The sequence below is a fragment of the Nonomuraea sp. NPDC003214 genome (assembly GCF_053590035.1).
The window spans coordinates 232,486-245,852 of record NZ_JBSFSX010000001.1; the positions used below are offsets into that span (position 1 = coordinate 232,486).

Below are 13,367 nucleotides of genomic sequence, written 5' to 3' on the forward strand. Positions count from 1 at the left end.
CCCCGTCCGGCCCGTGTAGCCGTCTCGACAACCCAGGATCGAGCCTCCATGCAGTCCGACATCGACGCCCAGCTCAACAACTTCTTCGAGGATGCCCCAGCCCGCGAGTTCGACGTCGTGCTCCGCGGTTATGACCGGCACCAGGTGCACGATCACCTGAAGCAGCTCGACGCCGAGTTGCGGCAGGCCCGCGAGCAGGTCTCCGGCCTGCAGCGCGATCTGTCCGACTCCCAGCGCCAGCTCCAGGAGCAGGAGCGTCCCACCTACTCCGGTCTGGGCGCGCGCATCGAGCAGCTCTTGCGGCTGGCCGAGGAGCAGGCCACCGAGCTCGTGCAGGCGGCCAGGGCGGAGGCCAACGAGATCAAGGCCGCCGCCAAGGTGGAGGCCGCCGATCTGCGGGCCGCCGCCGAGGCCGAGGCGGCCGACAAGCGGGCGCAGGCCACTCGCGAGAGCGAGGAGATGCGCACCAGCGCCGAGCGGGATGCCGAGGAGATCCGTTCGACGGCCCGCCGGGAGGCCGACGAGCTGACCGCCACGACGGAGCGGGAGGTCGCCAAGCTGCGCGCGACCGCCGACCACGAGGTGGCGGAGAAGCGTGCCGACGCCGAGCGCGAGATCGCCAAGCTGCGCACGACCACGGAGCGGGAGGTCGCGCAGCTGCGCGCCTCGACCAAGCGTGAGCGTGACGAGGTGCTGACCACCGCCAAGCGTCAGGCCGACGAGATGCGCGCGCAGGCACAGCGCGTGCTGGAGGAGTCGGAGGCCAAGCGGGCGCAGGACGAGGCGGAGTTCGAGATCCAGCTGGCGTCGCGCCGCGAGGAGGCGGAGCGCCAGGAGGCCGAGCGCCACGCCACCACGCAGGCGGCGACGCAGAAGCTGGTCGCGGAGGCCGAGCAGCGCGCCGCGACGGCGGAGTCCCGGGCCACGAAGGCGACGCAGCAGGCCGACCAGACCCGCCGCGAGGCCGATCTGCACGCCAAGCAGCTGGTCGCCAACGCCCGTAAGAGCTCGGAGCAGATCGTCGCCGAGGCCAAGAGCAGCGCCGAGACGATCGTCACCGAGGCCAAGAACGAGGCCGAGCGCACCCGCACGTCGATGCAGCGTCAGGTCGACGAGCTGACCCGGCAGCGTGACAGCATCACCAGCCACCTGGCCCAGCTGCGTCAGCTCCTGGGCGGCGCGGCCCTGCCGGGCCTGGAGCCGGAGCCCGCGGTCACCGCGGCCCCGCCGAAGCCGGCGATCGCCGCTCCGGCGCCCGACCCGGTCGAGGAGCGTCCGGCCCCGGCTCCGGCCACGGCCAAGGCGGAGACCAAGTCCGAGGACGACGCCGAGTGGTGGCAGGAGTAGCCACGACGAGCTGACATGGGCGACATGCACGGGGGCTGATCTGGCAGCCGGAGAGAGCCTGGCGACCGCGAAGGTCGCTAGGCTCTCTTTCTGTTCACGCCCCCGCCTCCGCAGGAGCCCGCCCGGTGACGACTGACGTCGAGTCCCCGAAGCCCGCCGCCGACGACAGCCCGCCGGCGCCGCCACCGCCGCCGTACGGGCTGCCGGGCAAGCCGCTGGCCCGGGGGCCGTTCCTGTTCGGGCTGGTGGGCGGGCTGGGGGTGCTGACGGCGATCGGGCTGGCGCAGATGGTCGTCAGCTCGCTGAGCACGATCATCCTGGTGATCGTGGCGATGTTCCTCGCGGTGGGGCTCAACCCGGCGGTGGAGGCGTTGCAGCGGCGCGGGATGGCCAGGCGGTGGGCGATCTCGATCGTGTTCGCGGCGGTGATCGTGGCGTTCACGCTGTTCGGGCTGGCGGTGGTGCCGCCGGTCAGCCAGCAGTTGTCCGATTTCGTCCAGGCGGTGCCGGGGTATGTCGCCGAGTTGCGGGCGCATCCGACGGTGCGGGCGCTGGAGGCCGACTATCAGATCCTGCAGCAGCTCGCCTCGTTCGTGACGGGCACGCTGGCGGCGTCGCTGGCGAGCGGGGTCGTGGGCGCGGGGCTGGTGGTGCTCGACGGGCTGTTCACGACGGTGACGCTGCTGGTGCTCATGCTCTACTTCCTGGGCTCGCTGCACACGATCAAGGCGTATCTGCTCAAGCTGGTGCCGGCGTCGCGGCGGGAGCGCACGAGCGCGATCAGCGAGCAGATTCTCGCGGGGATCGGCGGTTACGTGGCGGGCAACGTGCTCATCTCGGTGATCGCGGGCGTGGTCACGTGGATCTTCCTGTCGATCGCCGGGGTCGAGTACGCGCTGGCGCTGTCGTTGATCGTGGCGCTGACCGACCTGATCCCGCTGGTGGGCGCCACGATCGGGGCCGTGGTGGTGACGAGCGTGGCGCTGCTCGGCTCGGTGCCCGCCGGCATCGCGTGCGCGATCTTCTTCCTGATCTACCAGCAGGTGGAGAACTATCTGATCTACCCGCGGATCATGAAGCAGTCGGTGAACGTGACGCCGGCGGTGACGGTGATCGCCGCGCTGTTCGGCGGGGCGCTGCTGGGGATCGTGGGCGCGTTGCTGGCGATCCCGGTGGCGGCGGCGATCGCGCTGATCATTCGCGAGGTCGTGATCCCGCGGCAAGCTCGGAGCTGAGGAAGCGCTCGACCGCCGCGTTGAACGCCTCGGGCTGCTCGACGGCGGTCAGGTGGCCGGCCTTGGGGATGACCTCGACGCGGCTGTCGGGCACGGCCCTGGCCATGGCCTCGCCTTCGGGCAGCGGCGCGAGCTCGTCCTCCTCGCCGACGAGCACGAGCGTCGGCACCTTGAGCGCGCCGAGCGTGTCGAAGGAGTCGGGCCGGGCGGCCATCGCCCGCTGGGCCCAGGCGACGGCCTGGGGCGGGGCCGACTGCACGAGGCCCTTGACGCGCCCGAACACCATCGCCCTGCGCTGGCGGGTGGTGGGCCCGATGAGCGTGGGCAGCACGTCGGTGACGAGCACGTCGTTGCCGTCAGCGAGCACGGCCTGGGCGATGCGCTCGCGGTTGTCGCGGGCCGGCTCGGTGTCGGGCCCGGCCTTGGTGCTGGCCAGGATGACGCCGAGCAGCCGGTCGGGGTGGCGGCGGCAGAAGGCCATCGTGACGTAGCCGCCCATCGACAGTCCGCCGACCACGGCCCGGTCGATGCCTTCGGCGTCGAGCACGCGGGCGACGTCGTCGGCCATCACCTCGACCGACGGCTCGTCGTCGCCGAGGCGTGATCCGCCGAAGCCGCGCAGGTCGGGGGTGATGACGCGGCAGGAGCCGGCCAGCCCTTCCCGTTGCGCCAGCCACATGGCCGACGAGAGCGGGAACGCGTGGAGCAGGACGACCGGGAGCCCGGTCCCGGCTGATCTCGTGTAGAGCTGCACTCACACAAGGTAGCCTCGTTCCCCGCGACAATCACTCCGCCCGATAGACCGATATACCGGATTTACCTGACCGGTTTACGCGGCTGTCGCGCCACCGTCGACGAACAGCACCTGTCCGGTCACGTACGCGCTGGCCGGGGCGGCGAGGAAGACGGCGGGCTGGGCCATCTCCTCGGGGGTCCCCCAGCGCCGCATCGGCACGCCCGCCACCGTGGCCTGATTGCTGGTTTCGTCCTCCCACAGGTTGCGGTTGAGGTCGGTGGCGGTCCAGCCGGGGCACAGCGCGTTGACCCGCACCCCGGCCTGCGCCCATTCGAGCGCGAGCGTCTTGGTGAGCGCGACCAGCCCGGCCTTCGCGGCGGCGTACGGGGCCAGGAAGGGGGCGCCGAGCGCGGCGACGGAGGCGACGTTGATGACGGACCCGCTGCCGCGCCCGAGCAGATGGGGCGCGACGGCGTGGCAGACGGCCATGGCGGAGTCGAGGTTGAGCCGCATGATCTTGTCCCAGCCCGACAGCCGCAGGTCCTTGAACTCGACGAGGAAGTTGGAGCCGCCCGCGTTGTTGACCACGACGTCGAGGTGGCCGAGCCCGTCGACGGCCCGGGTGACGGCCTCGGCGGCCGCCTCCCTGCTGGTCAGGTCGGCGGGGATGACGACGGCTCGCCGGCCGTGCGCCTCGACCTCCTTGGCGACCTCGGCCAGCGACTCGGCGTTGCGTGAGACCAGCGCCACGTCCGCGCCCGCCTCGGCGTAGGCGAGCGCGATGGCCTTGCCGATCCCCTTGGACGCCCCGGTGATCAGGGCCTTCTTACCGTCGAGGGCAAACGCGCCCATCGTGCCTCCTCGCTCGGGACCGAACAAGATTCTAGCGCGATCAGACCTCGGTCGGCAGGGGGTACGCCTCCGGCACGACGCGCCGGACGATCTCGTTCAGGACGACGCGCACGTACGGCTCGCCCACCCACAGGTGCTTGGCCCCGTCGACGCCGACGACCTCCGCCTGCGGCACCCGGGCGAAGCGCCGCCTGGCCTCCTCCGGACGCAGGTAGTCGTCGAACTCCGGCACCAGCGCCACCAGCGGCCGGCCGAACGCCGCCCAGGCGTCGAGGTCGTCGTCGGTGGCCCTGTGGAGCGGCGGGGAGAGCAGGATCGCGCCCTCCACCAGCGGGTCGTGCGCCCACTTGAGCGCCAGCTCGCTGCCGAACGACCAGCCGACCACCCACACGCGCGGCAGGTCGTGATACTCGGCGTACTCCAGCGCCGCGGCCACGTCGAACCGCTCGCCCTCGCCGCCGTCGAACGCGCCCTGGGAGGTGCCGCGCTCGGACGAGGTGCCGCGCGTGTTGAAGCGCAGCACCGCCATCCCGGCCAGGGCGGGCAGCCGGTTGGCGGCCTTCTTGTACACGTGGCTGTCCATGAACCCGCCGTGCGTGGGCAGCGGGTGCAACGTCACCAGCGTCGCCACGGGGGGCCGGTCCTCGGGCTGGGCCAGCTCGCCGACCAGGGTCAGGCCGTCGCCGGTGTGCAGCTCGATCGGCTCCCGCCGGGCGGGCAGCACGCTCGCCGCGCGAATCTCCACGTCGTTCCTCTCAGTAGCGGCTGCGGCCGGGGCCGCGGTCACGTCTCTTGCGCCAGCACACCGTGTGCCAGTGGCGGCGCTCCTCGTCGCCGCCCGTCCAGTTGGGCCAGGTCACCAGGTGCGGCTGGCCGGTGCGGATCTCCTGGTCGCAGCCGGGACAGCGGTAGTTCTTGGCCGAGGAGGCGCCGCTGAGCGCGCGCACCTTCCACTCCCCGTCGGGCCACTCCTCCACCCGGTCGGTGGCGCTGGGGAAGGCGATCGGCCGGGTGGACTCCTTGCGGCGGGCGCGGCGCGGGCTCATGGCCGGGGGAAGGCGCGCACGCCGGCGGTGACGAGCTGGTCCAGCAGCGGCGCGGGGGCGTAGGCGGGCTCGCGGTACTCGGCGTAGAGGGCGCGCAGCCCGTCGCGCACCACGGCCAGGCCGATCGTCTCCAGCGTCTCGAACGGCCCCGCCGGGTAGCCGCAGCCCAGCTTCATGGCGGTGTCGATGTCGCCGATGGAGGCGTAGCCCGACTCGTACATGCGCACGGCGTCGTTGAGATAGGGGTAGAGCAGCGCGTCGGTGACGAAGCCGGCCCGGTCGCGGCAGGCGACGGGCGTCAGCCCGATCACCTTCATCAGGTCGCGGGCGCAGCGGGCGGCCTCCGGCGAGGTGAGGATGGTGGCGGCGAGCTCGGCGACGCGGTCGCCGACGACGCGCACGCCGACGAGCTTGGCCGGGTCGCGGAGCTGGACGGCGTGCTCGATCACCGGCCGGTCGGCGGCCCGCAGGATCACCTCGGGCTCGTCGGAGGACTTGAAGCCCGCGGCGCGCAGCCGCTCGCCGATCCCGGCGGGGTCGGGCCCGTCGACGCCGAAGGTGATGACCGACGACTTCTCGGGCTCGCGGCGCATCGGCTCGTCGCCGTGGAAGCCGCGCCCGGTCTTGCGGCCGAGCAGCCGGGCGGCGACGAGCTCGCGCAGCAGCGGCGCCGGGGCGTGCCGCCGGTCGCGGGTCTCGTCGAACAGCACCCCCATCACCTCGTACGCGGTGTCGAGCCCGATGAGGTCGAGCAGCTGGAAGGGGCCCATCGGCAGCCCGGCGCCGCGCGTCATGGCGGCGTCGATGTCGTCGCGTCCCGCCACGCACTGCTCCAGCAGCACGGCGGCGTGGTTGAGGTAGGGCAGCAGGAGCCGGTTGACCACGAACCCGGCGCGGTCGCCGACGGTCACCGGCGTCTTGCCCAGCCGGGCGGCCAGCTCGGCGATCTCGGCGGGCAGCCCGTCGTCGGTCACGACGGTGCCGACGACCTCGACGAGCTTCATGACCGGCGCCGGGTTGAAGAAGTGCATGCCCACGACCCGGCCCGGCCTGCCGGTGGCGGCGGCCAGCGCGGTGACCGGGAGCGAGGAGGTGTTGGTGGCCAGCACCGTTTGCGGCTTGCAGATCCGGTCGAGGTCGCGGAACAGGCCGATCTTGTGGTCGAGGATCTCCGGGATCGCCTCGACGACCAGGTCGGCGTCACGCAGGTCCTCGCGTGAGGTGGTCAGCGTGATCAGGCCGAGGATCCGGTCCCGGCCGGGGCCGTCGAGCCTGCCTCTGTCGACCGCCCGTTGCGTCGATCTCTCCAGGTGGCCGCGCCCCCTGGCCAGGGCGTCGGCGTCGGCCTCGACGCCGATCACCCGCAGCCCGGCCCGTGCGAACACCTCCGCGATCCCGGCCCCCATCGTGCCGAGCCCGACCACTCCCACCATTTCGAACGCCATACCTGTAGTTTTCCAGAGCCGATAGGGTTGCCAGTCATGCGGCTGGTCATCGCGCGATGCAGCGTGGATTACATCGGACGGCTCACGGCACACCTGCCGATGGCGCCGAGGCTCGTTCTCATCAAGGCTGACGGCAGCGTGTCCATTCACGCCGACGACCGCGCCTTCAAGCCGCTCAACTGGATGAATCCGCCGTGCAAGCTCAAGGAGGACGACGGCACCTGGACCGTCACCCACGGCAAGACCGGCGAGAAGCTGGTCCTGACGATGGCGGAGATCCTGCACGACTCCAGCCACGAGCTGGGCGTCGACCCTGGCCTGATCAAGGACGGTGTCGAGGCGCACCTCCAGGAGCTGCTGGCCGAGCACATCACCACGCTGGGCGAGGGCTATTCGCTGATCCGGCGCGAGTACATGACGGCCATCGGCCCGGTCGACATCCTGTGCCGTGACGGCGGCGGCGCCACGGTGGCGGTGGAGATCAAGCGCCGCGGTGAGATCGACGGTGTCGAGCAGCTCACCCGCTATCTGGAGCTGCTCAACCGCGATCCGCTGCTGTCGCCGGTGCGCGGCGTGTTCGCCGCGCAGGAGATCAAGCCGCAGGCGCGGGTGCTGGCGGCCGACCGCGGCATCGACTGCGTGACGCTCGACTACGACGCCCTGCGCGGCATCGAGCCGGAGAACCCCACGCTCTTCTAGTAAGTGCTGATTTACCGGTCTATCGTGACGCCATGACGACGCTCACGTTCGACTCGCTCAACCCGGCCACCGGCGCGGTCGTCGGCAGCCATCCCAACCAGGACGCCGAGGCGGTGAGCGCGGCCGTGGCGCGGGCGGAGACGGCCGCCGCCTGGTGGGGCGGGCTGGGTCACGCCGGGCGCCGGCGGCGGCTGCTCGACGCCAAGGCGGTCGTCACCCGCCACCTGCGGGAGCTGGCCGCCCTGGTGCACGAGGAGACGGGCAAGCCGGTCGGCGACGCCACGCTAGAGATCGTGCTGGCCATCACGCACCTCGACTGGGCGGCCAGGCACGCCGAGAAGGTGCTGCGCAGGCGGCGCGTCGCGACCGGGATGATCGGCGTCAACCTGGCGGCCAGCCTCGAGTATCTGCCGCTGGGCGTCGTCGGCGTGATCGGGCCGTGGAACTATCCGGTCTTCACGCCGATGGGCTCGATCGCCTACGCGCTCGCGGCGGGCAACGCTGTCGTGTTCAAGCCGAGCGAGCTCACGCCGGGCGTCGGCGTGCGGATGGCGGAGCTGGTCGCCGAGGCGGTGCCGGAGCACCCGATCTTCCAGACGGTGACCGGGCTGGGCGAGACCGGCGCGGCGCTGGCCCGTGACCCGCGGGTCAAGAAGGTCGCGTTCACCGGCTCGACGGCGACGGCCAAGCGCGTCATGGCGGCCTGCGCCGAGAACCTGACGCCGGTGGTGATCGAGTGCGGGGGCAAGGACGCGTTCATCGTCGACGCCGACGCCGACCTGGAGGCCGCCGCCGACGCGTGCCTGTGGGGCGCGATGTCCAACGCCGGGCAGACGTGCGTGGGCGTCGAGCGGGTGTACGTGGTCGACGCGGTCTACGAGCCGTTCATGCGCGAGCTGTCGCAGCGGGCCGCCTCGGTCCGGGCGGGCGAGCACTACGGGCCGATCACCATGCCGGGCCAGCTCGACGTCATCAGGCGGCACATCGACGAGGCCGCCAAGTCGGGCACGGTGGTCACCGGCGGGCCGGACTCGGTGCGGGCGCCGTTCGTCGACCCGGTGATCGTGGCGGACGTGCCGGAGGACTCCCCCGCCGTCCGCGAGGAGACGTTCGGGCCGACGATCACCGTACGGCGCACCCGTGACGTGCACGAGGCGCTGGAGCTGGCCAACGCCTCGGCGTACGGGCTGGCGGGCACCGTGTTCTCGCGCAACAGGCGGCGGGCGATGGAGCTGGCCCGGGCGATGCGGACCGGGATGACGGCCGTCAACTCGGTCATCTCGTTTGCCGGAGTGCCCGCGCTGCCGTTCGGCGGGGTGGGAGACTCGGGGTTCGGGCGCATCCACGGCGCCGACGGGCTGCGCGAGTTCGCCCGGCCCAAGGCGGTCTCCCGTCAGCGGTTCGCGCTGCCGGGGATGAACCTGACCTCGTTCACCAGAGGCGAGCAAGAGCTTGAGCGGCTGATCAGACTTGTCACGTTCTTGCACGGCCGACGTAAGAGATAATCTTCATACTCTTTCCCTAATGCGATCATCCATCCATAATTGTGTGCTCGGGGGCCACGATCATGCGGACGGGTGGAATGTGAACCGGTCTTACCGGGGAATGTCGGCTGAGCAAAGGCTGGCGGACAGACGCGAGCGGCTGATGACAGCCGCCTACACGCTATACGCGAAACCAGGTTTCACGGTCACGACCATCGAAAGGCTGTGCTCGGAGGCGCGGATCTCCAACCGCGCCTTCTATGAATGTTTCAGCAGCCAGGAGGAACTCCTTCAGGTCCTCCACGAGCGGTGCGTGGAGGAAAGCCTGGCTGTCGTGGCCAAAGCGTTACAAGATGCGCCTAACACACTCGACGGGCGGATCAAAGCGGGGATACGGGCATATATCGAGTTCGCTACTGCCGACTGGCGCCGGGCCCGCATCATGCACGTCGAGGTGCGCCGGAGCGGCGACATCCTCTCGGCGTCCCGGCAGCGCGCCATCGACTCCTTCGCCCGCCTCGTGGAGGACGCCTCGGCCGAATTCCCGGCGGCCATCGTGGCGAATCGGCGCCTGGTGGCGCTCGGTGTAATTGGGGCGCTTCAGGAGCTACTCATCGAATGGCTCCTGGCAGAGGATCCGCCCGAGATCGACGAACTGGTGGCCGTGGCCGTGCACATCTTCGGCCGGTCGCTCGGAGCGTCGTGATGATTTGATTACGCACCGTGGTTTCATGGCCGAGTGATACGCGGGATTATCGGCATTTTCCTTATAGCGACGACCACCTCCTGCGCCGGACAAGTCCGGCAAATCAGCACACCTAGCAAGCCGCCCGGGGAAAAGGCCGTCCAGGAGACGGCCACCCGGCGCGATTGGTGCGAAAGCGTGCGCTGCAGTCTCGCCGACGGCGAACGGCCACCCCAGTTCGTGGTCATCTCCTTCGACGGCGCCGGGGTGGGCAACGGCTGGTTCCGCGCCTTCCGCGAGGCCGCGGCCCGCAACCGGGCCACCCTCACGTTCTTCCTGTCCGGCGTCTACCTCCTGCCCTCCGACCACCGCCGCCTCTACCGTCCCCCCGGCCACCGGCGCGGCAGCTCCGACATCGGCTTCCAGCGGCCCGCCCGGATGCGGCTGCAGGCCCGCGAGCTGACCGCGGCCTGGAACGCCGGCCACGAGATCGGCACCCACTTCAACGGCCACTTCTGCGGCAGCCGCGGCGTCTCCTCCTGGTCGGCCGCCGACTGGCGCAGCGAGATCCGCCAGTTCCACCGCTTCGTCACCGACTGGCGGCGCAACTCCGGCCTGACGCACCTGCCCGACCTGCCGTTCCGGGTCCGCGAGGCCGTGCGCGGCGGCCGTACCCCCTGCCTGCAAGGTGACCGGCAGGCGATGTTCCGGGCCTTCCGCTCGTACGGGTGGCGCTACGACGCGTCGGGCACCGGCGTGGCGGCCTGGCCGCGCAAGCGGGCGGGCCTGTGGCAGTTCCCGCTGCCGGGCATCGACGTGGGCGGCCGGCAGGTGCTCGCCATGGACTACAACCTCTACGCGGTGCAGAGCGGCGCCAGGCCCGGCCCGCGGCGGCTGCGGGACCGCTGGGAGCGGCAGGCGGGCCGCGCCTACGAGCGCGCCGTCGAGCGCTCGCTGCGCACCGACCGGGCCCCGGTGTTCATCGGCCACCACTTCGCGAGCTGGAACGGCGGCATCTACCAGCGGGCGCTGCTCGGGCTGATGGACCGGGTCTGCACCCGGCAGGAGGTGCGCTGCGTGTCGTTCGAGCAGCTCGCCGACTGGCTGGACGCCCAGACGCCGGCCACGCTGGCCAGGCTGCGGGGCATGACCTGAAGGGAGCGGGCGGCGGCTGATCGCCACCCGGTCCGATATGTGTCGCTCAGGCCACCGCGGCGTGCGTCACCTCGACGTGGAGCACCCGATTCAGCCGGGTCACCGCAAGTATCCGCATGATCCGCGGGGGCACCCCCCGAAGGACGAGGCGGCGTTGCGCGCTCAGCGCGAGCCGATGCGTGCCCACGAGCACTCCGAGACCGGTGGCGTCGATCATCTCCAGCTTGGAGAGGTCGAGGATCAGGTCGCCCTCGCCGGAGTCGACGGCTTCGTGCAGCATCGTCCGCACGCCCGCCGACGTCCCCGCGTCGAGCCGCTGACCGGTCCGCACCACCTGTGCCTTCGGATTGCCCCGGACGCGCATGCCACCTCCTCAGAACAACGTCCGCCGGGGCGAACCCCGACACCTACCCACTACCCAGCAATCGGCAACGACACGACCGCTCGCAGCAGAAAGTGCCCGTCGTCGACCGGACCGGCCGTCAGCGTGCCCCGCACGGCGCCCACCCGCTCGGCCAGCCCCGAAAGGCCGCTGCCCAGCTCGTCGCCGCTGCGGCCGGCCGCCCCGTCGTTGCGGACCCGCACCTCCGCCTCCTCGTCGGTGAACCGGATGAGGATGTCGCAGAAGGTGGCCGTGCTGTGCTTGAGCACGTTGGTCACCGCCTCGCGGACGACGTAGGCGAACACCGGCGCCACGCCTTCGGGCAGCTCCCGGTGGGGCAGGCGCGTCTCGCAGCGCACCCCCGCCGCTTCCAGGACCCCTTTCACGCTATTCAGCTCCGCGCCCAAGTCAAGCTCGCGGTAGCCGCGCACGGCCTGCCGCAGCTCCTTCAGCGCCTTCCTGGTGAGCGCGTGGACCTCGGTCATCTCCGCCTTGGCCGCCCCGGTGTCGGCGTCGGCCAGGCGCACCGCCAGCTCGGTCTTGACCGCGATGGCCGAGAGCTGGTGGCCGACCAGGTCGTGCAGGTCGCGGGAGAAGCGCAGCCGCTCCTCGGCGAGCGCGAGCCGCGTGTGCGCCTCCTTGCCCTCGCTGGCCTGGACGGCGAGCTGCCAGATCCACATCCACACCCGGTTCGTCCACGGGAACGCCACGCAGAGCAGCCCGTAGATGAAGACCAGGTACGCCACGACGGGAACGGCGGTCACGTCACGCAGGAGCAGGACGTCCGGGTCCAGCAGGTAGTTGCCCAGGCCCAGCAGCACCCCGGCGGCCATCGTGCCCACCGCCATGACCGTGGCGGTGCGGACCCGTACGCCGATCGCCGCCACCGACAGCCAGGCCGCCAGCGTGAACCCCCAGCTCATCGGGTCGGCGCCGCCGGCGCTCGCGGTCACCAGCGCGAGCACCCCGGCGATCGTGACCTCCCGCCGGGCGTAGCGGTCGCGCAGCACGGCCGAGACGGCCCGGTGGTAGTACCAGGTGAACGCCGTCACCGCGATCAGCCCGGGCACGACGCGCTGCCAGTGGACGTCCTCGGCGTGCAGGAACAGCCGCCCGATGATGAACAGCCACAGCATCACCACGATGGAGGCCATCATGTGCAGCGTGTGGCGCCGTGCCCGATCGATCGGATTCATCACTTGGCGCGCAGCACTTCACCCAGCTTGACCCGGGCGCCGGTCCGCAGCACGGCCCGCTCGTACACCTTGGCCCCGAAGGACAGCGTGGCGAGCACGGCGACGATCATCAGCGCGGCCGAGGCCCCGACCTCCCACAGCGGCACCTCGGTGGCGGCCATCCGCACCGGCATCACCATGGAGGAGAACGGCGGGACGAACGACACGATCGTGGCCAGCGTGCCGGTCGGGTCGCTGGTGGCGTAGAAGGCCACGAAGTAGGCGGCCATGATGAGCATGGTCAGCGGCGACATCACGTTGCCGACCTCCTCCTGGCGGGAGACCAGCGAGGCCAGGGCGGCGGCGAGCGTGGCGAAGAAGGCGTAGCCCAGCACGAACCAGACCAGCACGCCCGCCACGATCCCGGCCATGCCCGGCGGGAAGTCGGCGGCGAAGCCGGAGGCGAACGAGGCGCCGAGGCCGACCACGAGGATCGTGCCCAGGTTGATCAGGCCGAGCACGCCCAGCCCGATGATCTTGCCGCCGAGGAGCTGCCACGGCCGGATCGAGCTGAGCAGGATCTCCACGATCCGGCTGCCCTTCTCCTCGACCACGCCCATGGCGACCATCATGGTCTGTCCGATGATCAACATGAAGAGCACCAGCACGAGCACCACGGCGATCCCGGTGCGGGCGGCCTCGTAGCGGGTGTCGGCGCCGACCGACTGCATCTGCAGCGGCGGGATCGACACCCCGGCCGCGCCCAGCTTGACCTCCCGGTTCGTGCTCTGCATGAGCACGCCGAGCTCGGTCTCGATCTCGCCGTCGGTGATGACCTTGACGCCGTCGATGAGCGCGGCGTCCACGTCTCCGGCGAGCACCGCCTCCTTGGCGGCCTCCTCGTCCGGGAACGCACGCCACTCGAACGTGGCGTCCGGCGCCGCCTGCGCCAGCGGGAGCTGCTGGGAGTTGACCGTGCCGACGGTGTAGGAGTCGGGGCGGTCGAGCAGCTTGGGGGCGAAGGCCAGCGCGCCGACCAGCACCGCGGTGATCAGCAGGCTGATCTTGAAGGCCCGCGTCCTGACCTGGGTGCCGATCTCGCGCCTGGCCACCAGCATCATGCCGT

At 71.3% G+C, this 13,367-nt stretch carries 14 protein-coding genes; 6 read left to right on the forward strand and 8 right to left on the reverse strand.

The genetic code is table 11. The features are described from left to right. Positions 1 to 48: 48 nt before the first annotated feature. Both ACWDXC_RS01115 and ACWDXC_RS01120 read left to right on the forward strand, forming a co-directional pair. A complete protein-coding gene (locus tag ACWDXC_RS01115; protein ID WP_449976690.1) occupies positions 49 to 1,347 on the forward strand; it encodes a DivIVA domain-containing protein in 1,299 nt (432 codons plus the stop codon). A gap of 125 nt (positions 1,348 to 1,472) precedes the next feature. Continuing rightward, the gene (locus ACWDXC_RS01120; protein ID WP_449976693.1) at positions 1,473 to 2,582 is read left to right on the forward strand and encodes an AI-2E family transporter; all 1,110 of its coding nucleotides are present in this window, start codon (positions 1,473 to 1,475) and stop codon (positions 2,580 to 2,582) included. Here ACWDXC_RS01120 and ACWDXC_RS01125 read toward each other — a convergent pair. From ACWDXC_RS01125 to ACWDXC_RS01145, 5 genes are all read right to left on the reverse strand, one after another. Next, on the reverse strand, positions 2,542 to 3,336 hold the full coding sequence (locus ACWDXC_RS01125) for an alpha/beta fold hydrolase (protein WP_449976696.1): 795 nt from the start codon (positions 3,334 to 3,336) through the stop codon (positions 2,542 to 2,544). The genes ACWDXC_RS01120 and ACWDXC_RS01125 overlap by 41 nt on opposite strands. 75 nt (positions 3,337 to 3,411) lie before the next feature. After that, positions 3,412 to 4,170, reverse strand: a complete 759-nt coding sequence (locus ACWDXC_RS01130) for an SDR family NAD(P)-dependent oxidoreductase (RefSeq protein WP_449976699.1) — start codon at positions 4,168 to 4,170, stop codon at positions 3,412 to 3,414. Positions 4,171 to 4,210: 40 nt separating this feature from the next. Then, positions 4,211 to 4,915: an alpha/beta hydrolase gene (locus ACWDXC_RS01135; protein ID WP_219505820.1), complete on the reverse strand. Its 705-nt coding sequence runs from the start codon at positions 4,913 to 4,915 to the stop codon at positions 4,211 to 4,213. A 10-nt stretch (positions 4,916 to 4,925) separates the two neighbouring features. Then, positions 4,926 to 5,216 (reverse strand): ATP/GTP-binding protein, encoded by a 291-nt coding sequence (locus ACWDXC_RS01140; RefSeq protein ID WP_219505822.1) that lies wholly within the window; start codon positions 5,214 to 5,216, stop codon positions 4,926 to 4,928. Further along, positions 5,213 to 6,661 (reverse strand): 3-hydroxyacyl-CoA dehydrogenase, encoded by a 1,449-nt coding sequence (locus ACWDXC_RS01145; protein WP_449976703.1) that lies wholly within the window; start codon positions 6,659 to 6,661, stop codon positions 5,213 to 5,215. The genes ACWDXC_RS01140 and ACWDXC_RS01145 overlap by 4 nt, the downstream gene beginning before the upstream one ends. 36 nt (positions 6,662 to 6,697) lie before the next feature. On the opposite strand from ACWDXC_RS01145, the gene nucS reads away from it, so the two are divergent. The 4 genes from nucS (at position 6,698) to ACWDXC_RS01165 (ending at position 10,684) form a co-directional block, all read left to right on the forward strand. Further along, positions 6,698 to 7,360: an endonuclease NucS gene (gene nucS, locus ACWDXC_RS01150; protein WP_219505826.1), complete on the forward strand. Its 663-nt coding sequence runs from the start codon at positions 6,698 to 6,700 to the stop codon at positions 7,358 to 7,360. 32 nt (positions 7,361 to 7,392) lie between these two features. Next, entirely contained in the window at positions 7,393 to 8,865 is a 1,473-nt protein-coding gene (locus tag ACWDXC_RS01155; protein ID WP_449976705.1) for an aldehyde dehydrogenase family protein, read from the forward strand. Between the two features lie 142 nt (positions 8,866 to 9,007). Beyond that, positions 9,008 to 9,550: a TetR/AcrR family transcriptional regulator gene (locus ACWDXC_RS01160; RefSeq protein WP_246645039.1), complete on the forward strand. Its 543-nt coding sequence runs from the start codon at positions 9,008 to 9,010 to the stop codon at positions 9,548 to 9,550. A gap of 177 nt (positions 9,551 to 9,727) precedes the next feature. Further along, complete coding sequence (locus tag ACWDXC_RS01165; protein ID WP_449976709.1) at positions 9,728 to 10,684, forward strand: hypothetical protein; 957 nt, start codon at positions 9,728 to 9,730, stop codon at positions 10,682 to 10,684. Between the two features lie 46 nt (positions 10,685 to 10,730). On the opposite strand, the gene ACWDXC_RS01170 is transcribed toward ACWDXC_RS01165, so the two are convergent. The 3 genes from ACWDXC_RS01170 to ACWDXC_RS01180 are packed head-to-tail and all read right to left on the reverse strand — an operon-like array spanning position 10,731 to position 13,362. After that, on the reverse strand, positions 10,731 to 11,048 hold the full coding sequence (locus ACWDXC_RS01170) for an STAS domain-containing protein (RefSeq protein WP_219505833.1): 318 nt from the start codon (positions 11,046 to 11,048) through the stop codon (positions 10,731 to 10,733). A 50-nt stretch (positions 11,049 to 11,098) separates the two neighbouring features. After that, entirely contained in the window at positions 11,099 to 12,262 is a 1,164-nt protein-coding gene (locus tag ACWDXC_RS01175) for a sensor histidine kinase (RefSeq protein ID WP_449976711.1), read from the reverse strand. Further along, positions 12,262 to 13,362: an ABC transporter permease gene (locus tag ACWDXC_RS01180; RefSeq protein ID WP_449978142.1), complete on the reverse strand. Its 1,101-nt coding sequence runs from the start codon at positions 13,360 to 13,362 to the stop codon at positions 12,262 to 12,264. Before ACWDXC_RS01180 ends, ACWDXC_RS01175 begins: the two co-directional genes overlap by 1 nt. Positions 13,363 to 13,367 lie beyond the last annotated feature (5 nt).

Excerpts from the sequence above, each read along its gene's own strand:
- ACWDXC_RS01115 (WP_449976690.1), top strand. The coding sequence starts at position 49 with ATGCAGTCCGACATCGACGCCCAGCTCAACAACTTCTTCGAGGATGCC.
- ACWDXC_RS01130 (WP_449976699.1), bottom strand. The coding sequence starts at position 4,170 with ATGGGCGCGTTTGCCCTCGACGGTAAGAAGGCCCTGATCACCGGGGCG.
- ACWDXC_RS01140 (WP_219505822.1), bottom strand. The coding sequence starts at position 5,216 with ATGAGCCCGCGCCGCGCCCGCCGCAAGGAGTCCACCCGGCCGATCGCC.
- ACWDXC_RS01145 (WP_449976703.1), bottom strand. The coding sequence starts at position 6,661 with ATGGCGTTCGAAATGGTGGGAGTGGTCGGGCTCGGCACGATGGGGGCC.
- nucS (WP_219505826.1), top strand. The coding sequence starts at position 6,698 with ATGCGGCTGGTCATCGCGCGATGCAGCGTGGATTACATCGGACGGCTC.
- ACWDXC_RS01155 (WP_449976705.1), top strand. The coding sequence starts at position 7,393 with ATGACGACGCTCACGTTCGACTCGCTCAACCCGGCCACCGGCGCGGTC.
- ACWDXC_RS01160 (WP_246645039.1), top strand. The coding sequence starts at position 9,008 with ATGACAGCCGCCTACACGCTATACGCGAAACCAGGTTTCACGGTCACG.
- ACWDXC_RS01170 (WP_219505833.1), bottom strand. The coding sequence starts at position 11,048 with ATGCGCGTCCGGGGCAATCCGAAGGCACAGGTGGTGCGGACCGGTCAG.
- ACWDXC_RS01175 (WP_449976711.1), bottom strand. The coding sequence starts at position 12,262 with ATGAATCCGATCGATCGGGCACGGCGCCACACGCTGCACATGATGGCC.
- ACWDXC_RS01180 (WP_449978142.1), bottom strand. The coding sequence starts at position 13,362 with ATGATGCTGGTGGCCAGGCGCGAGATCGGCACCCAGGTCAGGACGCGG.